14 protein-coding genes and 3 rRNA genes are annotated in these 21204 nt (G+C 63.2%); 10 read left to right on the plus strand and 7 right to left on the minus strand.

Going from position 1 to position 21204, the window contains the following annotated elements; translation table 11 throughout:
* Positions 1–6: 6 nt before the first annotated feature.
* The 6 genes from CAFEL_RS03035 (at position 7) to rrf (ending at position 8594) form a co-directional block, all read left to right on the plus strand.
* Positions 7–981 carry an ABC transporter permease gene (locus tag CAFEL_RS03035; RefSeq protein ID WP_194560934.1) on the plus strand — a complete coding sequence of 325 codons (975 nt, stop codon included), beginning with the start codon at positions 7–9 and terminating at the stop codon, positions 979–981.
* A complete protein-coding gene (locus tag CAFEL_RS03040) occupies positions 974–1972 on the plus strand; it encodes an iron chelate uptake ABC transporter family permease subunit (protein ID WP_194560935.1) in 999 nt (332 codons plus the stop codon). The genes CAFEL_RS03035 and CAFEL_RS03040 overlap by 8 nt, the downstream gene beginning before the upstream one ends.
* Positions 1969–2724 carry an iron ABC transporter ATP-binding protein gene (locus CAFEL_RS03045; protein WP_194560936.1) on the plus strand — a complete coding sequence of 252 codons (756 nt, stop codon included), beginning with the start codon at positions 1969–1971 and terminating at the stop codon, positions 2722–2724. Before CAFEL_RS03040 ends, CAFEL_RS03045 begins: the two co-directional genes overlap by 4 nt.
* A 591-nt stretch (positions 2725–3315) precedes the next feature.
* Positions 3316–4833: ribosomal RNA gene (locus CAFEL_RS03050) — 16S ribosomal RNA — on the plus strand.
* A 398-nt stretch (positions 4834–5231) separates the two neighbouring features.
* Positions 5232–8313 (plus strand): 23S ribosomal RNA (locus CAFEL_RS03055).
* Between the two features lie 163 nt (positions 8314–8476).
* A 5S ribosomal RNA gene (gene rrf, locus CAFEL_RS03060) occupies positions 8477–8594 on the plus strand.
* Together the 16S, 23S and 5S rRNA genes form the textbook arrangement of a ribosomal RNA operon.
* Positions 8595–9243: 649 nt before the next feature.
* Here the strand turns inward: rrf and CAFEL_RS03065 are convergent.
* The gene (locus CAFEL_RS03065; RefSeq protein ID WP_353959477.1) at positions 9244–9897 is read right to left on the minus strand and encodes a DUF3239 domain-containing protein; all 654 of its coding nucleotides are present in this window, start codon (positions 9895–9897) and stop codon (positions 9244–9246) included.
* An 11-nt stretch (positions 9898–9908) separates the two neighbouring features.
* Positions 9909–11549, minus strand: a complete 1641-nt coding sequence (locus CAFEL_RS03070; protein WP_194560483.1) for a DNA repair helicase XPB — start codon at positions 11547–11549, stop codon at positions 9909–9911.
* A 35-nt stretch (positions 11550–11584) separates the two neighbouring features.
* Here CAFEL_RS03070 and CAFEL_RS03075 point away from each other — a divergent pair, with 35 nt between their 5' ends.
* Entirely contained in the window at positions 11585–11803 is a 219-nt protein-coding gene (locus tag CAFEL_RS03075; protein WP_194560482.1) for a type II toxin-antitoxin system ParD family antitoxin, read from the plus strand.
* Here the strand turns inward: CAFEL_RS03075 and CAFEL_RS03080 are convergent.
* Entirely contained in the window at positions 11800–12981 is a 1182-nt protein-coding gene (locus CAFEL_RS03080; RefSeq protein ID WP_194560481.1) for an ABC transporter permease, read from the minus strand. The two genes, CAFEL_RS03075 and CAFEL_RS03080, sit on opposite strands and share 4 nt — an antisense overlap.
* Positions 12981–13859: an ABC transporter ATP-binding protein gene (locus CAFEL_RS03085; RefSeq protein WP_194560480.1), complete on the minus strand. Its 879-nt coding sequence runs from the start codon at positions 13857–13859 to the stop codon at positions 12981–12983. Before CAFEL_RS03085 ends, CAFEL_RS03080 begins: the two co-directional genes overlap by 1 nt.
* Before the next feature lie 66 nt (positions 13860–13925).
* Here CAFEL_RS03085 and CAFEL_RS03090 point away from each other — a divergent pair, with 66 nt between their 5' ends.
* The gene (locus tag CAFEL_RS03090) at positions 13926–16742 is read left to right on the plus strand and encodes an FAD-binding and (Fe-S)-binding domain-containing protein (protein ID WP_194560479.1); all 2817 of its coding nucleotides are present in this window, start codon (positions 13926–13928) and stop codon (positions 16740–16742) included.
* On the opposite strand, the gene CAFEL_RS03095 is transcribed toward CAFEL_RS03090, so the two are convergent.
* On the minus strand, positions 16739–18787 hold the full coding sequence (locus CAFEL_RS03095; RefSeq protein WP_194560478.1) for a helicase-associated domain-containing protein: 2049 nt from the start codon (positions 18785–18787) through the stop codon (positions 16739–16741). The two genes, CAFEL_RS03090 and CAFEL_RS03095, sit on opposite strands and share 4 nt — an antisense overlap.
* 53 nt (positions 18788–18840) lie before the next feature.
* Between CAFEL_RS03095 and CAFEL_RS03100 the strand changes: the two genes are divergently transcribed.
* Positions 18841–19035 (plus strand): hypothetical protein, encoded by a 195-nt coding sequence (locus CAFEL_RS03100; RefSeq protein ID WP_034999421.1) that lies wholly within the window; start codon positions 18841–18843, stop codon positions 19033–19035.
* A 282-nt stretch (positions 19036–19317) separates the two neighbouring features.
* Here CAFEL_RS03100 and CAFEL_RS03105 read toward each other — a convergent pair whose 3' ends face one another.
* Positions 19318–20040 (minus strand): resuscitation-promoting factor Rpf1 domain-containing protein, encoded by a 723-nt coding sequence (locus CAFEL_RS03105; protein WP_194560477.1) that lies wholly within the window; start codon positions 20038–20040, stop codon positions 19318–19320.
* Between the two features lie 253 nt (positions 20041–20293).
* Here CAFEL_RS03105 and CAFEL_RS03110 point away from each other — a divergent pair, with 253 nt between their 5' ends.
* On the plus strand, positions 20294–20677 hold the full coding sequence (locus CAFEL_RS03110; RefSeq protein ID WP_034999423.1) for a cold-shock protein: 384 nt from the start codon (positions 20294–20296) through the stop codon (positions 20675–20677).
* Between the two features lie 15 nt (positions 20678–20692).
* Here CAFEL_RS03110 and CAFEL_RS03115 read toward each other — a convergent pair whose 3' ends face one another.
* A complete protein-coding gene (locus tag CAFEL_RS03115; RefSeq protein WP_194560476.1) occupies positions 20693–21196 on the minus strand; it encodes a DUF2771 family protein in 504 nt (167 codons plus the stop codon).
* Positions 21197–21204 lie beyond the last annotated feature (8 nt).

Here is a 21204-nt window from a genome sequence, read left to right on the forward strand (position 1 = left end):
TCTTCGATGACTGATACAACGACCACCACCCGCCCCAAGCTTCTGGACTGGAAGCTCGGGGCGGGTGTCGTCCTTGTTTTAGCCCTCCTTGCCGCGTCGCTGATGGTGGGGCAGTACGACATTCTGGGCACCGAGGACGGCTGGGAAATGTTCCGCGCCACCCGCGTGCCGCGCACGATCGCGCTGGTGCTCGCGGGTGCGGCGATGGCGATGAGCGGGCTGATCATGCAGATGCTCACCCAGAACCGCTTCGTCGAACCCACCACCACCGGCACCACCGAATGGGCCGGGCTGGGGCTGCTCGCGTCGTTTTTGCTGTTCCCGGACGGCTCCGTGATGACGCGCATGCTGCTCGCCGTCGGCGCCGCCTTCATCGGCACCATGGTGTTCTTCGCGTTCCTGCGGCGCGTGACGTTGCGCTCCAGCCTGGTGGTGCCCATCGTGGGCATCATGCTCGGCGCGGTGGTCAGCGCGGTGTCCACCTTTATCGCACTGCAGACTGACCTGTTGCAGTCGCTCGGAGTCTGGTTCGCCGGCTCGTTCACCAGCGTGATCGCCGGCCAGTACGAGATCCTCTGGGTCGTGCTGCTCGTGGTCATCGCCGTGTTCTTCTACGCCGACCGCCTCACCGCGGCCGGTTTGGGCGAAGACATCGCCACCAACATCGGCCTGAATTACAACCGCATCGTGCTCGTGGGCACCAGCCTCGTTGCGGTGGCCACGGGCGTGGTCACGGTTGTCGTGGGCAACCTCCCATTCCTCGGGCTCATCGTCCCCAACATCGTGAGCATGCTGCGTGGCGACGACCTCCGGTCCAACCTGCCCTGGGTCTGCCTCACCGGCATCGGGGTGGTGACGCTGTGCGACCTGCTCGGACGCATCGTCATCGCGCCGTTCGAGATGCCGGTGTCCGTGATCCTCGGCGTGGTTGGCGCCGCCGTGTTTATCGCGTTGATTGTGAGGCGGGGTAAGAATGCGTGATGTAGGCGCGTTTCAAACGTCGCAAAGCAAGAGGCGCTACTGGCTGCTCACCGCATCGCTGGTGGTGGCCGCGCTGCTGTTCACCGCGGGCCTGCTGTCCTGGGGAAACCCCATGGACTTTGGCACCCGCGGCTACTGGCTGATCGCGCAGCGCCGGTTGAACTCCGTCATCGCCATGGCGGTGGTGGCGGTCTGCCAGGCCGTGGCCACAGTGGCGTTCCAAACGGTGACGAACAACCGCATCATTACCCCGTCCATCATGGGGTTCGAGTCGCTGTACGTGGCCATTCACACCTCAACCGTGTACTTCCTCGGCGCCGCCGGGCTGAACGCCCGCACGCTGGAGATGTTCGTGATCCAGCTCGTGCTCATGGTGGGGCTGAGCCTGATTCTTTACACGTGGCTGCTCGCCGGCGACAACCCGAACATGCACGCCATGCTGCTCGTCGGCATCGTGCTCGGAGGGGGACTGGGCAGCGTATCGACGTTCATGCAGCGCCTGCTCACACCCAGCGAGTTCGACGTGCTCACTGCCCGGCTGTTCGGCTCGGTGAACAACGCGGACCCGGCCTACTACCCGCTGGCAGTGCCGTTGGTGCTGGTGGCGGCCGGGCTGATGGTGTTGAACTCGCGCCGGCTCAACGTGCTGGGCCTCGGCCGCGACGTGGCGGTGAACCTGGGCGTGAACCACAAAAAGCACGCGGTGTTCACGCTGGTGCTGGTCTCGGTGCTGATGGCGGTCTCTACCGCGCTGGTCGGGCCGATGACCTTCCTCGGGTTCCTGGTGGCCACGCTTGCGTACCAGTTCGCGGACACCTACGACCACCGATACGTGTTCCCCATGGCGGCGCTGCTCGGCTACTGCATTCTGGCGGGCGCGTACTTCGTCATGAACCACATCTTCTACGCCCAGGGCGTCGTCTCCATCATCATCGAGCTGGTCGGCGGCCTGACGTTCCTCATCGTTGTCCTACGGAAGGGGAGACTGTGATCGAGCTCAACGAGGTGAGCAAGGCCTACGGCGACGACACCGCCATCGGGCCGGTCTCGCTTAACATCCCGGCCGGCGGCATCACCGCTTTGGTGGGGCCGAACGGCGCCGGCAAGTCGACACTTCTGACCATGATCGGCCGGCTGCTAGCGCTGGACTCCGGCTCCGTGCGCATCGGGCAGATGGACGTGTCCTCCACGAACCCGAAAGACCTGGCCAAAGTGGTCTCCATCCTGCGTCAGGAAAACCACTTTGTCACCCGCCTGACCGTGCGCCAGCTTGTCGGCTTCGGCCGCTTCCCATACTCCGGCGGGCGCCTGACCGAGGAGGACGAGGAGATCATCTCCCGCTACATCGACTTCTTCGGGCTGCGCGACCTCGAGCACCGCTACTTGGACCAGCTTTCAGGTGGTCAGCGTCAGCGCGCATATGTAGCCATGGTGCTTTGCCAGGAGACGGACTACGTGCTTCTCGACGAGCCCCTGAACAACCTGGACATATCCCACTCCGTGGAGATGATGCAGCACCTGCATTCCGCCGCCCGCGAGTTCGGCCGGACCATCGTGATCGTGCTGCACGACATCAACTTCGCGGCCCGCTACGCGGACTACATCTGCGCTGCCAAGGATGGGCAGGTCTTTGCCTTCGGCACGGTGGAGGAGATCATGCGCGACGATTTGCTCACCGAAATTTTTAATACCCCGGTGCAGGTGATCGAAGGCCCGCACGGCCCGATTGCCGCATACCACTAAAACCAGTGTTTACCTGCTGGTTTGTGTGCAGTTTACGTTCGTGGTTATATTTCCATCCGTTGCTTCCGAGCGGTTCGGCCGGTTGGGAGGGACGAGTTAATTTGAATAGGGGTTACGTTCTGGTTAACCGGGGTTTAACGTGAGTTTGACTTTTGGTTGGTTGGTTGTGTAGCTTCTGACGAAGCCGCTTTTTCTGGCTGGGATCGTGTGTGGTTCTGGTTGTTGGGTGTGCTGGTGTTGTTTGAGAACTCGATAGTGTGCCAATGTACTTTTGTTGCGTGGGTGTGTTTGCCTGCCTTGTTTTGTGCACTGTGTGGTAGACGCTCTTTTTGGGTGTGTGCCGGTGGTGGCGTGGTTGAATTCCAATGACTAATCGCGTCATCTTTTTGGTTCATGGTGTGCGTGGGGTGTGGTTGAACATGTTTCACGTATTTTTGGCCGACCCCTGCTTATGACCCCGTCGGGTTGGGGGTTGGTTGTTGAACCTTTGTAATTTTTGGATTTTGCCAGTCCGGCGCCTGTTTGGGTGTTGGTTGGTTTGTTTTTGGTTGGGTATTGGGCTTTTCACGGCCTGTTTCTGCTGAAACGTTTTTTGTGGAGAGTTTGATCCTGGCTCAGGATGAACGCTGGCGGCGTGCTTAACACATGCAAGTCGAACGGAAAGGCCCAAGCTTGCTTGGGTACTCGAGTGGCGAACGGGTGAGTAACACGTGGGTGATCTGCCCTGCACTTCGGGATAAGCCTGGGAAACTGGGTCTAATACCGGATAGGACCACATTTTGGATGGTGTGGTGGAAAGTTTTTCGGTGTGGGATGAGCTCGCGGCCTATCAGCTTGTTGGTGGGGTAATGGCCTACCAAGGCGTCGACGGGTAGCCGGCCTGAGAGGGTGTACGGCCACATTGGGACTGAGATACGGCCCAGACTCCTACGGGAGGCAGCAGTGGGGAATATTGCACAATGGGCGCAAGCCTGATGCAGCGACGCCGCGTGGGGGATGACGGCCTTCGGGTTGTAAACTCCTTTCGCTAGGGACGAAGCGTTTTTGTGACGGTACCTGGAGAAGAAGCACCGGCTAACTACGTGCCAGCAGCCGCGGTAATACGTAGGGTGCGAGCGTTGTCCGGAATTACTGGGCGTAAAGAGCTCGTAGGTGGTTTGTCGCGTCGTTTGTGTAAGCCCGCAGCTTAACTGCGGGACTGCAGGCGATACGGGCATAACTTGAGTGCTGTAGGGGAGACTGGAATTCCTGGTGTAGCGGTGGAATGCGCAGATATCAGGAGGAACACCGATGGCGAAGGCAGGTCTCTGGGCAGTAACTGACGCTGAGGAGCGAAAGCATGGGTAGCGAACAGGATTAGATACCCTGGTAGTCCATGCCGTAAACGGTGGGCGCTAGGTGTGAGTCCCTTCCACGGGGTTCGTGCCGTAGCTAACGCATTAAGCGCCCCGCCTGGGGAGTACGGCCGCAAGGCTAAAACTCAAAGGAATTGACGGGGGCCCGCACAAGCGGCGGAGCATGTGGATTAATTCGATGCAACGCGAAGAACCTTACCTGGGCTTGACATACACCAGATCGCCGTAGAGATACGGTTTCCCTTTGTGGTTGGTGTACAGGTGGTGCATGGTTGTCGTCAGCTCGTGTCGTGAGATGTTGGGTTAAGTCCCGCAACGAGCGCAACCCTTGTCTTATGTTGCCAGCAATTCGGTTGGGGACTCGTGAGAGACTGCCGGGGTTAACTCGGAGGAAGGTGGGGATGACGTCAAATCATCATGCCCCTTATGTCCAGGGCTTCACACATGCTACAATGGTCGGTACAACGCGTCTGCGAGCCTGTGAGGGTGAGCTAATCGCTGTAAAGCCGGTCGTAGTTCGGATTGGGGTCTGCAACTCGACCCCATGAAGTCGGAGTCGCTAGTAATCGCAGATCAGCAACGCTGCGGTGAATACGTTCCCGGGCCTTGTACACACCGCCCGTCACGTCATGAAAGTTGGTAACACCCGAAGCCAGTGGCCTGTCAAAAGGAGCTGTCGAAGGTGGGATCGGCGATTGGGACGAAGTCGTAACAAGGTAGCCGTACCGGAAGGTGCGGCTGGATCACCTCCTTTCTAAGGAGTTTTTGTTTTTGGCCCACAGTTGTGGGCGAGTGTGGTTGAGTCGCCGAGTGTGTGACTGCCATATGTTTTGTTTTTGCCGGGTGGAGGCATACCCGCAGGCGCTGATGCTGCTTCGATGGTGGTGTTGGTGGCTGATGGTGGGGTGTGTGCTGCGTGGTGTTGGGGTTGGTGGATACACCGATTTTGCGTGACAAAAGGGTTTTTGCGTTGGTGCACTGTTGGGTGTCTGGGGCAGCACAAAGTTGTTCCTGTTGGGCCCTACTTGCATGGATGGCTGCTTTTGGTGTGGTTGTTTGTGTGTGGGGTTGTGTTGTGTGAGAACTGTATAGTGGACGCGAGTATCTTTCTTTTTTGTGTTTTGGTGTTTGTACCTGTTTGTTTGTGTGTCCGTGTGTTTTGTTACGGGCGTATGGTGGATGCCTTGGCATGCTGAGCCGATGAAGGACGTGTGAGGCTGCGTTATGCCTCGGGGAGTTGCCAACAAAGCGTTGATCCGAGGATGTCCGAATGGGGAAACCCAGCACCGGTTGTGTGGTGTTACCCGCAGGTGAATTCATAGTCTGTGTGGGGGTTGACGCGGGGAAGTGAAACATCTCAGTACCCGTAGGAGAAGAAAACAATTGTGATTCCGTGTGTAGTGGCGAGCGATAGCGGATGAGGCTAAACCGTGTGCGTGTGATACCTGGCAGGGGTTGCGTGTGCGGTGTTGTGGGGCGTAAATGTTGCAGGCTGCCGACTGCAAGCGCAATGCGCATACATCAGCGGAAGCATCTGGGATGGTGCACCGGAGTAGGTGATGAGTCCTGTACGTGAAGGTGTGTGTGGTTGTGTTGTTTGTGTTTTTCCCCGAGTAGCAGCGGGCTCGTGGAATCTGCTGTGAATCTGCCGGGACCACCCGGTAAGCCTAAATACTCAGTGTGACCGATAGTGGATAAGTACCGTGAGGGAATGGTGAAAAGTACCCCGGGAGGGGAGTGAAAGAGTTCCTGAAACCATGCGCTTACAATCCGTCAGAGCACCGTTTGTGTGTGATGGCGTGCCTTTTGAAGAATGAGCCTGCGAGTCAGCGGCATGTCGCGAGGTTAACCCGTTTTTGTGGGGTAGTCGTAGCGAAAGCGAATCCGAATAGGGTGGCAAGTGGCATGTCCTGGACCCGAAGCGGGGTGATCTACCCATGGCCAGTGTGAAGCAGCTGTAAGAGGTTGTGGAGGCGCGAACCCACTTAGGTTGAAAACTGAGGGGATGAGCTGTGGGTAGGGGTGAAAGGCCAATCAAACTCCGTGATAGCTGGTTCTCCCCGAAATGCATTTAGGTGCAGCGTGATGTGAGCTTGCCGGAGGTAGAGCTACTGGTTGGTTGAGCGGGACTATCATCTTAGCGACGTCAGCCAAACTCCGAATACCGGTTGAAGTGGTGCATTGCAGTGAGACTGTGGGGGATAAGCTTCATAGTCGAGAGGGAAACAGCCCAGATCGCCGGTTAAGGCCCCTAAGGGTGTGCTAAGTGGAAAAGGATGTGGGATCGCGAAGACAGCCAGGAGGTTGGCTTAGAAGCAGCCATCCTTGAAAGAGTGCGTAATAGCTCACTGGTCGAGTGGTTCCGCGCCGACAATTCAGTGGGGCTCAAGCACACCGCCGAAGCCGCGGCAAACATTTGTTGTTTGGGTAGGGGAGCGTCGTGTGTGGGGTGAAGCCGTATCGGAAGGAGCGGTGGACTGCATGCGAGTGAGAATGCAGGCATGAGTAACGAATGGCAAGTGAGAATCTTGCCCGCCGGATGACTAAGGGTTCCTGGGTCAAGTTCGTCTTCCCAGGGTGAGTCGGGTCCTAAGGCGAGGCCGACAGGCGTAGTCGATGGTTAACGGGTTGATATTCCCGTACCCGTGTATGCGCGCCCAGTATCGAAGCGGTGAGACTAACCACCCTGATCCGCCGATCGTTGCCGTCCTTTGGGACGGTTGGTTGGTGGTGATGCGTGGGGCCTGATCCGTGGTAGGTCAGTGATGGGGTGACGCAGTGAGGTAGCTAAGCCGCTTATTGGATTGCGGTGCAAGCGTGTGGCACGGCAACATTGGTCAAATCCGGTTGCCATGAGTGTGAGGCGTGATGCGTAGCCCATGTTGGGTGATGTTGGTGATCCTGTACTGCCGAGAAAAGCCTCTAGCGATGTGCATGTACGGCCCGTACCCATAACCGACACAGGTGGTCAGGTAGAAAATACTAAGGCGAGCGGGTGAACTGTGGTTAAGGAACTCGGCAAAATGCCCCCGTAACTTCGGGAGAAGGGGGACCACAACTGGTGACACATGTTCGTGTTGAGCTGGTTGGGGTCGCAGAGAAGAGAGGGGAGCGACTGTTTATCAAAAACACAGGTCCGTGCGAAGACGGTTAAGTTGATGTATACGGACTGACGCCTGCCCGGTGCTGGAAGGTTAAGAGGACCCGTTAGGCCGTTGTGGTCGAAGCGGAGAATTTAAGCCCCAGTAAACGGCGGTGGTAACTATAACCATCCTAAGGTAGCGAAATTCCTTGTCGGGTAAGTTCCGACCTGCACGAATGGCGTAACGACTCCCCTGCTGTCTCAACCACAGGCCCGGTGAAATTGCAGTACGAGTAAAGATGCTCGTTTCGCGCGGCAGGACGAAAAGACCCCGGGACCTTCACTATAGCTTGGTATTGGCATTCGGTGCGGTTTGTGTAGGATAGGTGGGAGATGTGGAAGCATGCACGCTAGTGTGTGTGGAGTCGTTGTTGAAATACCACTCTGACCGTAGTGGATATCTAACCTTGGCCCATGATCTGGGTTGGGGACAGTGCCTGGTGGGTAGTTTAACTGGGGCGGTTGCCTCCCAAAATGTAACGGAGGCGCCCAAAGGTTCCCTCAGCCTGGTTGGCAATCAGGTGTTTAGAGTGTAAGTGCACAAGGGAGCTTGACTGCGAGACTTACTAGTCGAGCAGGGACGAAAGTCGGGACTAGTGATCCGGCACCTACTTGTGGATGTGGTGTCGCTCAACGGATAAAAGGTACCCCGGGGATAACAGGCTGATCTTCCCCAAGAGTCCATATCGACGGGATGGTTTGGCACCTCGATGTCGGCTCGTCGCATCCTGGGGCTGGAGTAGGTCCCAAGGGTTGGGCTGTTCGCCCATTAAAGCGGCACGCGAGCTGGGTTCAGAACGTCGTGAGACAGTTCGGTCTCTATCCGCCGCGCGCGTTGAAACTTGAAGAAGGCTGTCCCTAGTACGAGAGGACCGGGACGGACGTACCTCTAGTGTGCCAGTTGTTCCGCCAGGAGCACGGCTGGTTGGCTACGTACGGGAGGGATAACCGCTGAAAGCATCTAAGCGGGAAGCCTGTTTTAAGATGAGGTTTCATTTGAGGTTCCCAGGAGACTACTGGGTTGATAGGCCGGACCTGGAAGCACAGTAATGTGTGGAGGCGACCGGTACTAATACACCAATAAACACCATTGACACACTGATAGGTTGTGAACACCGCGAAAAAACACAAAAGCATGTTGCTTGCGTCCACTGTGCAGTCACTGACACAACACACCACCCGGCATTCACCGGGTTGGCCGACTTAATTGCATATCGCTGATTGTTGATCAGCCGACCATGCCCCGTATAGGTGTGTCGGTGGTTGATGGCGGCGGGGAAACGCCCGGTCCCATTCCGAACCCGGAAGCTAAGCCCGCCCGCGCCGATGGTACTGCCCCCGGGAGGGAGTGGGAGAGTAGGTTACCGCCGACCCAACAACTTCACACACAAGCACCCGCTGTAAGCACCACGCTTACAGCGGGTGCTTTCGTATGCGCACAGTCCCCGACCGGGACGGCTGGGCGGGGTCCCCGCTTTGCGGACAACCGTGGCGTAACCACCCGGCAGGGCGTGAGTCATTCACTGGGGGCGGAATAGGTCGCGGGGCCAGCACACGCAGCCACGATGACGCTTACTGCGGGGCGAAAGTCGAGTACCGGACGTCGAGTACGCCCGCGTACACCGATGGACTCGACCTCCACTACTCGACCAACAACGCACCCACAAAAACCCGGGGCCGGTCCAGACTCCCCATTGCGGACAACCGCGGCGGCACCAACTATGGGCGCGTACCCACGGATCATTTGTCTGGCGGTTTCGTAGAAGCTGACGCCGGCTATTTCTCACCTGGGTAAACAGCGGCCGAAAATGGCTGGATCGTCAACGTTTACGAAAGCCACCCCCGCGAAACTCCGCAACGCCGATAACCACGACAGCACCAACAATGGGGCACGCCCACGAAACCGTGGTTCCAGATCGGACTCCGCATTGCGGACAACTGCGCCCGCACCCATCATGGGTCTGCGCCCACCAACTACCGAGCCCGGCACCCCCGTCTTCACCACCCCCGGAAACAGGAGCGCTAGAGCTCCACGAGGGAGTTCTTGGAGCGCTCGACGAGTTCGGCCTTCTTGCGGGCGCGCTCTAGCGTGGACCACTGGTCCTGGGGGATCGACTTCCGGGCGGAGGTGACCACGGCCTCGTCGGGCGTGCCCCAGGCGATCGGCATGGGCGTGATGGTCTGCCAGTGCTGTTGGTCGCGGGCGGAGCGTTGTGCGCCTACGGCGGCGACCGGTACCTTGGTGCCCACCTTGTCGGCGGTGTTCGGCAGCGGCTGCATCACTCGGGAGGTGATGGCCCAGCGCGGGGGAAGGGCAGGATCCACGTTGAGGTTCACCAGCGCGGTCAGCGTCACCGTCGTTCCGGCGCGCTCCGTGATTATGGCGGGGGCGAGGGGGTTGGAGTCGTAGATGTCCTGGGTCTTGCCCACGCTGCGCGGAATCAGCAGCGCGACCACCAGCATCAAAATGCCGAACAGTACGGCGCCAAAACTACCGAGCCAGTGCCACGGCGAGGACGGGTCCACAAGGAACCAGACGGCAACGCCGACGATCAGGGAGATGACAAAGATCGCGATGCCGGATGCGACGAGGCTGCGGGTGTCGCGCACCATTTCGTTGTGCTGCTTCGCAAACTCCTCGTCGACGTCGAACTTGAATACCTTCATGCCACTCATGGCATACAAGTCTAAAGGTCGGCGGCGTCGACCAACCGGTACGCGTAGCCCTGCTCGGCTAGGAAGCGTTGGCGGTGCATGGCGTACTCGGAGTCCAGGGTGTCGCGGGCGACGACGGTGTAAAACACTGCTTCGGCGCCGTCGGATTTGGGGCGCAGCAACCGTCCCAGCCGCTGCGCTTCTTCCTGCCGGGAGCCGAAGGTGCCGGAGACCTGGATGGCCACGGCGGCTTCGGGCAGGTCGATGGAGAAGTTGGCCACCTTGGACACCACCAGGGTGGAGATTTCGCCGTCCCGGAATGCCTGGAAGGCTGCTTCGCGTTTCTTGGTGGTGGTTTTGCCGTCGATCAGCGGGGCGTCGATACGCGCGGCGATCTCCTCGAGCTGCTCCACGTACGCGCCGATGATCAAGATCTGCTGGCCCTTATGCGTTGCCAGCAGCCTATCGACGACCTCCAGCTTGCCCGCCGAACAAGCCGCCAGACGGTAACGCTCGCGGGTCTCGGCGGTGGCGTAGGTGAGGCGCTCCTCGTCGGTGAGTGTGGTACGGACCTCGACGCATTCGGCGGTGGCGATGTAGCCGGCCATCTCGAGTTCTTTCCAGGGTGCGTCGTAACGCTTGGGGCCGATGAGTGAGAACACGTCATCCTCGCGGCCGTCCTCGCGCACGAGCGTGGCGGTAAGCCCCAGCCGGCGGCGCGACTGCAGGTCTGCTGCCATGCGGAATACCGGCGCGGGCAGGAGGTGGACTTCGTCGTAGATGATTAGGCCCCAGTCGCGGGAGTCGAAGAGCTCGAGCGCGCGGTACTCGCCCTTGGTTTTGCGGGTGACCACCTGGTAGGTGGCGATGGTGACGGGGCGGATCTCCTTCTTCTCCCCGGAGTATTCGCCGATTTCCTCGGGTGTCAGGGTGGTGCGGCGCAGCAGCTCGTCGCGCCACTGGCGGCCGGCGACGGTGTTGGTGACCAAGATCAAGGTGGTGGTCTGCGCCTGCGCCATCGACGCCGCGCCGACGATGGTTTTGCCGGCGCCGCAGGGCAGGACGACAACACCGGAGCCGCCTTCCCAGAAGGATTCGGCGGCGTATTGCTGGTAGTCGCGAAGCTGCCAGCCGTCGTGGTTTAGCGCGATCGGGTGGGATTCGCCGTCGACGTAGCCGGCCAGGTCCTCCACGGGCCAGCCCAGCTTGGTCAGCTCCTGCTTGATTTGGCCGCGGGCGGAGGGGTGGACGGGGGCCGTGGTGTCGTCGATAGGCTTGGCGATCAGGGGCTGGATCTTCTTCGAGCGGGTGACCTCGGTGAGGATCGCGGCGTCGTCCGCCTCCAGTATCAGCCCGTGCGCGGGGTGCTTGACCAGCTTGAGGCGGCCGTAACGGGCCATGGTTTCGGCGACGTCGACGAGCAGCGCCTGTGGCACTGGGAAGCGGGAGTAGCGCTCGAGCACGTCCACGGCCTGCTCGGCATCGAAGCCGGCCGCGCGGGCGTTCCACAGCGCCAGCGGGGTGATGCGGTAGGTGTGGATGTGCTCGGGCGCGCGCTCGAGCTCCGCGAACGGGGCGAGCGCGGCGCGAGCCTTTGGCGCGTCCGGGTGCGCGACTTCGAGCAGGACGGTCTTGTCCGATTGGACGATCAGTGGGCCGTCGCCGAGAGCCATGCGATCTACTCCTAAATGTTGGTAGCGTGCCGTGTATGGCTAAGAACACTTCAGTTGTACTCGGCGAACGCTACGACACGTTCATCGCCCAGCTCATTCAGGACGGCCGCTACGCCTCCGCCAGTGAAGTCCTGCGCGAAGGCCTGCGGCTGGTGGAGGAGCGCGAGCGCAAATTCGAGATCGTTCGCAAGGCTGCGGAGTCGGGGGAGCTCGGGGGTGTGGACCCGCAGCAGCTTATCGACGAGCTCCGCTAGCCCCTGCGCAGCAGCTGCGACCATTTGGTCGCGCTGCCGTTGTTGAGAATCGTCCGCTTGTAGATGCGGGCGGCGGCCCACACCGCCAGCGCCGTCGCGAGTGCTGCGAGGACGAAGGAGCCGGCCAGCTGCGCCGCGGTGAAGTCCCCGGCCGCATACGACAGCGGCGCGGCGAAAATGGAAAACGGCGGGATCCAGCTCATCACCTGCATCCAGGTGGCATCGGTGCTCATCCAGCCGAAGCCGGGGATGTACGCGGACGCCATGATCAGCAGCAGGATCGGCATCTGGGTGGACTGCAGGTCCTCGGTGCGCTGCACCATCGCACCCGCCGCGGCATAGAGGGCACCGAAGAACAGCATCGCCAGTGTCCACGCGATCAGCAGGATGGGGACGACGGCCCAGTCGAACTCGATGTCGTCCACGAGTCCGGAGACCTTCAGCCCAACAACGCCGACAACCAGGAGCACGGCGGTGGCGACGAAGCCCAGCGCGAGGGTGCCCAGCAGCTTGCCGGCCAAAAAGTCCAGGGGGCGCACCGACGCGAGCACGAGCTCCACCACGCGGGAGGACTTCTCCTCTGTGACGCGGCTGCCCACCTGCGCGGCGAAGGTGATCACGGTGAAGATCACCACCATCAGCGCGATAAACGTGGTGAGCAGTCGCAGGAGCTGCTGCTCGGTGTCTCCGCTGTCGTTGATGTCTACCGGTACGACTTCGATCTGCGGGGAGGCGGCTTCGTAATCTGCGGCGGAGATGCCCAGGTTGTCCAGGGTCTCTGCGCGCGAGTACTGCTGCGATAGTCCCTCGAGGCCGGCGAGGATGCTCGTCGATGGCATTCCGTCGCTGACGACCTCCCAACGGTTTTCCTCGGCCACCAGCGCGGCCTTGACGTCGCCGTCGCGGACGAGTTGCTCAGCTTCGTTACGGTCGGCGGCGGCGCGCCCGTCGTAGCCGGCGTCGTTGAGCAGCTGCGGGTCCACGCCCACCGCGGCGACCGCCGGGCCGGCCTCGCCGGACTCGTCCTTGTCTTTTTGCCAGGCGGCGAAGCCGATGAAACCCAGTATGGCCAACAGGAGGATCACCAGCGAGATGATGGTGCCCTTCTTCAGCAGCAAAATCTGGACTTCCCGCTTGGCGGTAGTAGTGATCGTGTGCATGGGGGAGTACGGCTTCATTACTGCACAACCTCCTTGAACAGGTCGGCCAGATCCGGCACGACGCGGGTGAACTCGTGGACTGGGCCGGCGGCCATGGCGGCTTGCAGGATGCGTTGGTCGTCCTGGGCGCTTGGGGCTTCGAGGATGACGTGGGTGGCGGAGTCGTCGATAAGCTTCATGCCCTCCGGGATCCAGCCGCGCGCTTGCGTGCCGACGCGGAACCGAACCGGCCCGCCCGAGCGCAGCTCGTCGACGGTGCCCTCGGCGACCATGCGGCCGCGGGTGACGATGCCGATGCGGTCGCACAGGCGCTGCACCAGATCCAGCTGGTGGGAGGAGAAGATGACGGGCACTCCTGCCCGGGCGCGGTCGGTGAGCATCGTGCTCATCACGTCCACGGCGACGGGGTCGAGGCCGGAAAACGGCTCGTCCAGGATAAGGATGTCCGGGTCGTGGATAAGCGACGCGGCGAGCTGGACGCGCTGCTGGTTGCCCAGTGAGAGGTCGTCGAGCTTGTCGCCCAGGCGCTCGCCGAGGCCGAGCTGGTCGAGCAGCTCGGTGCCGCGCTTCTTTGCGGCTTTGCCGTCGACGCCGTGCAGCTTGGCCAGGAAAACAAGCTGGTCCAGGATCTTTTCCTTGCCGTACAGGCCGCGCTCCTCGGGCATGTAGCCGATGCGGCGGCGGGTGTCGTCGTCAAGCGGGCGCCCGTCGAGGAGCACCTCGCCCGAATCAGCGGCGAGCACGCCGAGGGCGATGCGCATCGTGGTGGACTTGCCGGCGCCGTTGGAGCCGACGAAGCCGTACATCTCGCCGTCGTGGACGGTGAAACTCATGCCGTCGAGGGCTTGGACGTCGCCGAAGCGCTTGTTCAGATTGCGGATTTCGATTGTTGTCACACGTCTAAATTACCAATAAAGTACCGAAGTTCGGGTAGCGGACAGAGGCGGGGCTAGCATGGATTTATGACCACAACCATTTCCTCCCCTGAAGAGCATTTGTCCCGCGAACTCGGCTCCGACCAGGCGCTTTCCACCCGCCCGATCGACCGGATCAAGTACGCCCACGACGCGTCGCACTTCCTCTACACCCCGGACGTGGTGGTGGAAGCCCGCACCGCCCACGACGTGGCGGCAGCTTTCCGCGCCTCCGCCTCCTCCGGCGCCCCGGTGGTGCTGCGTGGCGGCGGCACCTCCCTGTCCGGCCAGGCCGGCGGTGCGGGCATGCTCGTGGACGTGCGCAAGCACTTCCGCGGCGTGGAAGTCCTCGACGGCGGCAAGCGCGTGTGCGTCCAGCCCGGCTCCACGGTGCGGCAGGTCAACGCCCACCTCGCCCCGTACGGCCGCAAGATCGGCCCGGACCCCGCGTCCGAAGGCGCGGCGACCATGGGAGGCGTGATCGCCAACAACTCCTCCGGCATGGCCTGCGGCACGCAGTACAACTCCTACAACACCATCGAATCGATGACGTTCGTGCTGCCTTCCGGCACCGTCATCAACACGGCGCATAAGGACGCGGAGGCGCAGTTTGCGCGGGAGGAGGCGGAGCTCGTCGCAAAGCTGGAGCACCTCAAGCGCCGCGTGCGCGAGAACAAGGAATCCGTGGCCACCATCGAGCGCCACTTCGCGCTGAAGAACACGATGGGCTACTCGTTGAATGCGTTCCTGGACTACGAGTCGCCTCTGGACATCTTCATGCACCTGCTGGTCGCGTCCGAGGGCACGCTCGCGTTCATCGCGGAGGCCGTGCTGCGCACTATTGAGGTGCCGAAGCTGAAAACCACCACTATCGCGGTGTACCCGACGCTGGACGCGGCGACGCGCTCGCTGCCCGCGCTGTTCGACTCGAAGGCCGCCACGCTTGAGCTGATGGACTCGCGCTCCATCAAGGTCGGCCGCACCTTCGACTCGGTGCCAGAACAGATCACCGGCTTCGAACTGTCCGGCCAGGCGGCGCTGCTCATCGAGTACCACGCAAACGAGGCCGATGAGCTGCGCGAATACGAAGCCGCCGGCTCGAAGCTGCTGGAGGGGTTTGACCTGCAGACCCCGGCGGCCTTCACCACCGACGCCGCCGAGGCCGCCAAGGCCTGGGCCTTCCGCAAGGGCCTCTACGCCCAGGTCGCGGAGGCGCGCCCGTCCGGCACCACCGCGCTGCTCGAGGACATCGCCGTGCCCGTGGGCGACCTCGCCGACACGTGCGGCGGGTTGCAGCAGCTTTTCGACGCCTACCGCTACGACGACGCCGTCATCTTCGGCCACGCCAAAGACGGCAACATCCACTTCCTCATCACCGACCGCTTCGAAGGCGACGAGAACCTCTCCCGCTATGACGGCTTCAACGAGGAGATGGTCGACCTCGTGCTCGGCGCCGGCGGCAACCTGAAGGCCGAGCACGGCACCGGGCGCGTGATGGCGCCGTACGTGCGCCGCCAGTACGGCGAGGAACTCTACGAGGTCATGGTGGAGCTCAAGCGCGCCGCCGACCCGCGCGGGGTGATGAACCCGGGCGTGATCATCACCGACGACGAGCGCGAGCACATGAAGAACTTCAAGCTCAACCCGCAGGTGGAAGACGAAATCGACTCGTGCGTGGAGTGCGGCTACTGCGAGCCGGTGTGCCCCTCGCGCGACATCACTATGACCCCGCGCCAGCGCATCGTGGTGCGCCGTGCCCGCGCGAAGGCGATCCAGGAAGGCGACACCGAGCTGGTCAAGCACCTCGACGAGGCCTACCAGTACGACGGCATCGACACCTGCGCCGTGGACTCGATGTGCGTGACCGCCTGCCCGGTGAAGATCGATACCGGCAAGTTCATTAAATCCCTGCGCCGCGGCCAGGCGGGAGCTGCGGAATCCGCCGGCTGGGCGGCCGCGGCGAAGGCGTGGGGCCCGGGCAACACGCTGGCCTCGGCGGCGTTGACCGGCGCCTACTACATGCCGACCAAACTGGTGCAGAAGGTCACCGACGTCGCCCGCGGGCTGGTGGGCGATGACACGGTGCCGCAGTACCGCCCCGAACTGTCCAAGGGCGGGGTGAAGCGCTCCAAGGCGTTCGGCACCCGCATCGGCGCGCCGGGCGCGGAGCCGGCGGGCGTGTTCGTCCCCGCGTGCGTGAACTCCATGTTCGGGCCGCAGGGCGAGGGTGTGGGCGCCTCCGAGGCGTTTGCGAAGCTGGTCGAGCGTGCGGGGCTCGCGCTGTCCGTCCCGGAGGGCATCGACGGGATGTGCTGCGGGACCCCGTGGGCGTCGAAAGGCATGAGCACGGGCCACGACATCATGCAGCGCCGCGTCAACGACCAGCTCATCGCCGCCACCGACGGCGGGCGCCTGCCGGTGGTCGTGGACGCGTCCAGCTGCACCCACGGTTTCCGCGACATGGCCGAGGGCATCGGCATCAAGGTCATCGATGCCATCGAGTTCGTCGAGGACCAGGTGCTCGAGCGCCTCGAGGTGAAGCAGAAGGTGGACTCTGTGACGTTGCACCCGACGTGTTCGGCGACGCACCTTGGGATCGTCGATACGCTGGCGCGCGTCGCTGGTGCCGCGGCCGAAGATGTGCGCGTGCCCGCCGAGTGGAACTGCTGCGGCTACGCGGGCGACCGCGGCATGCTGCACCCGGAGCTGACCCACGCTGCGACGAAGCGCGAGGCGGCGCAGGCGGCCGAGCTGGGGTCGGCCTGCCATGCGTCGTCCAACCGCACCTGCGAGCTGGGCCTAACCGCGGCGACCGGTAAGGACTACGAGCACATCCTGGAAATCCTGGAGCGCGTCAGCCGCTAGGCCAGCACCACTTTGGTGATGCGCGGCAGGGCGATGCGCACCACGTGATCGGCGGCCTCGTCGAGCGCGTCGACCTGCCCCGCGCTCACGCTCAGCGGCAGCACGGTGAGCGTGCGGCCGCGCCCTTGCTTATCCACGAAACCTACGGCCACATGCCGCCTCGCCCGGGCCGCCGCCCGCAGCGTTTCGAAGATGTCGCCGGCCCCGGCATCCGCGTCGGAGCCGGAATCGGCGCGCAGCTTGGCCACGATCGCTTCGACCTGCTCCTCGGTGGCCTTTGGGGTGCGCGGCAGGGTAGACGGGGTGGCGGCGACCAGCGCGGGTTCGGGCGCCATGTTCAGCGTCGCGCCGGTGTTGTCCTCCGCGGTGGGCTGCATCCCGGCCGCTCGCAGCTGCGCCATGAGCTTCGACAACGGCTGATCGGACACCGCGACGGTGGGGGCGAGGACGCGCAGGCCGCAGCGCTCGGCCGCGGTGGCGATCAGCGCCGGGTCCGCGGAACGGATGTAGCTCAGCGCGCTGCCGGCGCGGATGGCACCGTGGGTGCGGGCGGTGTCGTCGACAAGAAACGCGATTGCCTGCGGCACCTCGCCCATGACGTGCCGGTCGAGCCAGGCGTGGACCTCCTCGGCGGTGAGCCCGCCGTCCAGGCCGCGGCGTACCGACGCCTCCGTGACCCGCCACACGCTGGCCAGGCCCGGCGATTCGAGCTCGGCGATGCGCTCCAAAAACGACGCCATGTCCGGCTCGAGCGGGCCCGGGGCAAGCATTGTCATGTCGCCTTGGGCAATCAGCGTGTCTACGGACGCCGGCACGAGCTCCTTGGCCACGGCGGCGACGTCTTCGCTGCCCAGCAGCGCCAGCAGGGGAGAGGACTGCGCCGGCTGCGGGGTGCCGGCGAGCGCGCCGACGAACTGGGCCTCATCCACCACCGCCTGGATGAGCCGCGGGGAGAAACCGCTGGCCTCCAGCGGGGCGTGGAACAGCAACTGGTCGGTGCGGCCGGCGTGGCGCAGGATGGTCAGCCGTGCGTGGCGCACCGCGGGCGCGTGCATATCCGCGGACAAGAGTTTCGCGGCGGTGTCGGCGCGCCACGGGGAGGCGGCCCAGCCGACCATCAGGATCGCCCACTGGTCCGAAAGCGTGGCGTCGATCCACGTCAGCGCGTCGCGGGTGGCGGCGAGCACGTCCTCGTCGTCGACGTTGCCGCGGCCGATAAGGCCCGCCGCCTCGCCGATGGTGATCAATAGCCTCGGGTCGAAGCCGAGTTTCTTTTCCAGGTTCGCCGCGGCGCGCACGCCGACGGTGCCGTCCTTGTTCAGAGCGACCGGGGCGTCCATGAGCGCCATGACAAGCTGGCGCATTTGGCGCACGGCATCCAGGCCCTGGGAGGTCGCGGCTTCGTCCACCGCAGCCTGGTCCACCTCGTCCACTGCGGGCGCCTCCAGCGGGAACTCACGCGGCTGGATCCCGCGCATCGCGTCGCGCACCGGCCGCGGCAGCCGCACCGTGTTCGCGTCCACCCGCACCAACAAACCGGCCGCAAGCAGCTTCGCCACGGGTGACGCGGGGTCCGCGTCGGGCCCGGCCGCCGAGGTGGTGCCCACCCCGCCCGAGGAGGCCAGGGTCTCCAGCACCTTGCGCTCGCGGGCGGGCAGCGCCTCCAGCGCTTCGTCCGCGCCCGCCGGCAGGCTGTCGGTCACGCGCCAGCCTGGGGGCAGCGCGGTGAGCGTGCCGGGGGAGATCCGCAGAGCCTCCGCCGGCCCGTAGACCAAAGCGAGTTCCCGCAGGTGCGCCACCTCGCCGAGCTCGCCCGCGTCCACCGGGTCCAGCTCCGCGCCGGCGTCGGCGAGGCGCTCCAGCACTGCCAGGTCGGCTGCGGTGAGCTGGCGCAACGCCCGCGACGCGGAACCGGGCAAGCCCAGCCGCGTGGCCAACGACCCAGCCGAGGGCGGGGTGGGGAAGAAGGCATCTGGCCGGGTGCGGATGAGTAGGCGGAGCTGATCGTCGCTAAGCGACTGCAAGAATTCGGGGAAGGTAGACATTGCGGGGGTGAGTTTACGTGCGTTTTCGTCCCCGGCGTGAAAGAATGAGGGGCATGGCTAAAGATGTAGAGAAGATCGGTCGCGCGAACCCGGCGTGGCCCACGCACACCCCTGGTAACGGTCACCCGGTCACCGAGATTTCCTCCAAGCTCACCGGCGCCGCGAGCCCGTTCGGCGACGAGCTGATCCTGCCGCTGAAGGCGGAGGAGACCGGCTACGTCCACCCGACCACGCGCATCAACCGCTAGCTTTCGCTTAGCGACGGCACCGAAGGTGGCCCCCGTGCTGCGGGGCCACCTTTTTCGTGTGTTTGGGGGCGGTCGTGGTCTCTGCGCTGATCGTCTAGCAGAGTCGGTGGGGTGCTAGACGATCCGGCTCTTATTGACAATCAAGCGCAATACGACCTGGGGAAACGTATGGCGCGGATCGTGATCGTCTAGCAGGTCTGCCCTCCGCGCTAGACGGTCCGCCTTGGGGGCAAAAGAAAATCCGCCCGGAGGCGGGGTTTCTGTGTTTCAGAGCTTCAGCGCTTAGCGCGGCAGGTAGGTCTGCTGCAGGGAAGCCAGGGTGTCGTTGACCTGGTTGCTGAAGTTGGAGCCGATGAGCTGGGCGACCTTCGCGTAGTCGCCGGCCAGTGCGGCGTCCACCAGCGGCTGGTTAGCTGCGTAGAACGCGTTGTAGTCGTTGCGGTTTGCGGCGTAGTTGTCCTGGACGGTGGCCGGGACCTGGAAGCCGAGGCCGTTGATGGCGTCGCGCAGTTTCGCGTACAGCTCGTCGGTCTCGTTGCCGTTGGAGGAAGTCTGGGCTGCCGGTGCTGCAGCTGCCGGTGCCGGGGCGGGAGCCGGCTTCGGTGCCGGAGCCGCCTGGGCTGCCTGCGCGTCGCGGTTGGTCGGCGCGGAGTTCAGGCCGTAGCGCGCGGAGCAGGCCGGCCATGCGCCCCAGCCCTGCTGGGCCAGGGTGCGCTCGGCGATGATGATCTGCTGCTCGCGGGTGGCCTGGTCTGCGGTCGGGGCGAACTCGCCGCCGCCGTATGCCTGCCAGGTGCCGTAGTTGAACTGCAGGCCGCCGTAGTAGCCGTTGCCGGTGTTGATCGACCAGTTGCCGCCGGACTCGCACTGTGCGAGCTTGTCCCAGTCGGAATCCGGAGCTGCGGTTGCCTGCGGGGCGACGATGCCTGCCAGTGCTGCAACTGCTGCGGTACCTGCCAGAGCCTTCTTGCCCGTGGAGGTGGTCTTCTTGGAGTGGCGTCCCATGATTCGTTTCCTCTCGTCGTTGACCGCCAATTCTCGGGACAGCCTAACCATTTGTAACGATTGTGTCACGCAAGCGGCACGGAATGGTGTTCATGTGACAGACGAGCTTAACGTTTCCGCAGGTCGCGCACCTCCCGGCGGGTTTTGGTGTTCTGGGTCACAGTCGCGGTTTTCGGGGCGGAGGTGTAGTGTAAAGCCTTTATTTTGGCCTGCAATGGGCGGGCCATGTACCGGAACCTTAAAGGAGGATGCCATGCCTATTGGAAAGGTGAAGTGGTACGACACCGAAAAGGGCTTCGGCTTCGCGTCCAACCCGGGCGACGACGACGTCTTCATCGGCAAGTCCGTGCTTCCCGATGGCGTGGACGAGCTGGTCGCAGGCCAGCGCATCGAGTTCGATTTCGCTGCCGGCCGCCGTGGCCCGCAGGCGCTGCGTGTGAAAGTGCTCGATGAGCCGAAGCGTCGCCCTGTGCACCGTCGTAAGCCGGAGGAGCTGGGCAGCATGCTGGCGGATGTGATGACCTTGATTGAGACGCAGGTCCAGCCAGCGCTGACCAACGGCCGCTACCCGGACCGCAAGGAGGGCCGCCAGGTTGCGGGGATCCTGCGGGCGGTGGCCCGGGAGCTGGATGCTTAGCGACGCACCTTCGGCTTAGTCGAAGCCGACGGACCACGTGGCGATGACGGGAGTTTCTTCCCCGTCATCGCCTTTTTCAATGTCCAAGGTCGTGATCTCTGCGACGACGAGCTTCGCGCCGGACTCGGTGACCGCCGGGACGGTTTCCTCGCCGGACTCGCCGGAGGTGAACACGCGCTCGGTGTTGGCGGCGGGGTCGTCGTAGATGAGCAGCAGGCGCCAGCTGTTGCGTTCGATCTCGCCGGGCACAGTGATAGTCACGTCCCCCTGATCCGGCAGGCGCATGCTCGGCGGCTCACCGCCGGGGCACTCCACGTCCAGCTCGCACACTGTATATACGGGCACCTGTTCGGTCTGCCCGGCGGCAGCCACGGCGACTTCGAGGTCGCGTACCGGGGTGCCTGGCTTGTTCTGCTGGTAGCTCATAAAGGCGTAGACCGCCCCCACCAGCACCACCACGCCAACTAGGGCGATGGCCAGGACTTTCCACTGCTGAGTTGCTGCGCGTTTGGGTGCCATGGCGCACG

The sequence above is a fragment of the Corynebacterium afermentans subsp. lipophilum genome, from assembly GCF_030408375.1.
In the GTDB taxonomy this organism is placed as follows: domain Bacteria; phylum Actinomycetota; class Actinomycetes; order Mycobacteriales; family Mycobacteriaceae; genus Corynebacterium; species Corynebacterium lipophilum.

What these genes read in the sequence shown, in the direction of transcription:
- CAFEL_RS03035 (WP_194560934.1), top strand. Translation starts at nt 7, where the DNA reads ATGACTGATACAACGACCACCACCCGCCCCAAGCTTCTGGACTGGAAG.
- CAFEL_RS03040 (WP_194560935.1), top strand. Translation starts at nt 974, where the DNA reads ATGCGTGATGTAGGCGCGTTTCAAACGTCGCAAAGCAAGAGGCGCTAC.
- CAFEL_RS03065 (WP_353959477.1), bottom strand. Translation starts at nt 9,897, where the DNA reads ATGAGTGGCATGAAGGTATTCAAGTTCGACGTCGACGAGGAGTTTGCG.
- CAFEL_RS03070 (WP_194560483.1), bottom strand. Translation starts at nt 11,549, where the DNA reads ATGGCTCTCGGCGACGGCCCACTGATCGTCCAATCGGACAAGACCGTC.
- CAFEL_RS03075 (WP_194560482.1), top strand. Translation starts at nt 11,585, where the DNA reads ATGGCTAAGAACACTTCAGTTGTACTCGGCGAACGCTACGACACGTTC.
- CAFEL_RS03080 (WP_194560481.1), bottom strand. Translation starts at nt 12,981, where the DNA reads ATGAAGCCGTACTCCCCCATGCACACGATCACTACTACCGCCAAGCGG.
- CAFEL_RS03090 (WP_194560479.1), top strand. Translation starts at nt 13,926, where the DNA reads ATGACCACAACCATTTCCTCCCCTGAAGAGCATTTGTCCCGCGAACTC.
- CAFEL_RS03095 (WP_194560478.1), bottom strand. Translation starts at nt 18,787, where the DNA reads ATGTCTACCTTCCCCGAATTCTTGCAGTCGCTTAGCGACGATCAGCTC.
- CAFEL_RS03100 (WP_034999421.1), top strand. Translation starts at nt 18,841, where the DNA reads ATGGCTAAAGATGTAGAGAAGATCGGTCGCGCGAACCCGGCGTGGCCC.
- CAFEL_RS03105 (WP_194560477.1), bottom strand. Translation starts at nt 20,040, where the DNA reads ATGGGACGCCACTCCAAGAAGACCACCTCCACGGGCAAGAAGGCTCTG.
- CAFEL_RS03110 (WP_034999423.1), top strand. Translation starts at nt 20,294, where the DNA reads ATGCCTATTGGAAAGGTGAAGTGGTACGACACCGAAAAGGGCTTCGGC.
- CAFEL_RS03115 (WP_194560476.1), bottom strand. Translation starts at nt 21,196, where the DNA reads ATGGCACCCAAACGCGCAGCAACTCAGCAGTGGAAAGTCCTGGCCATC.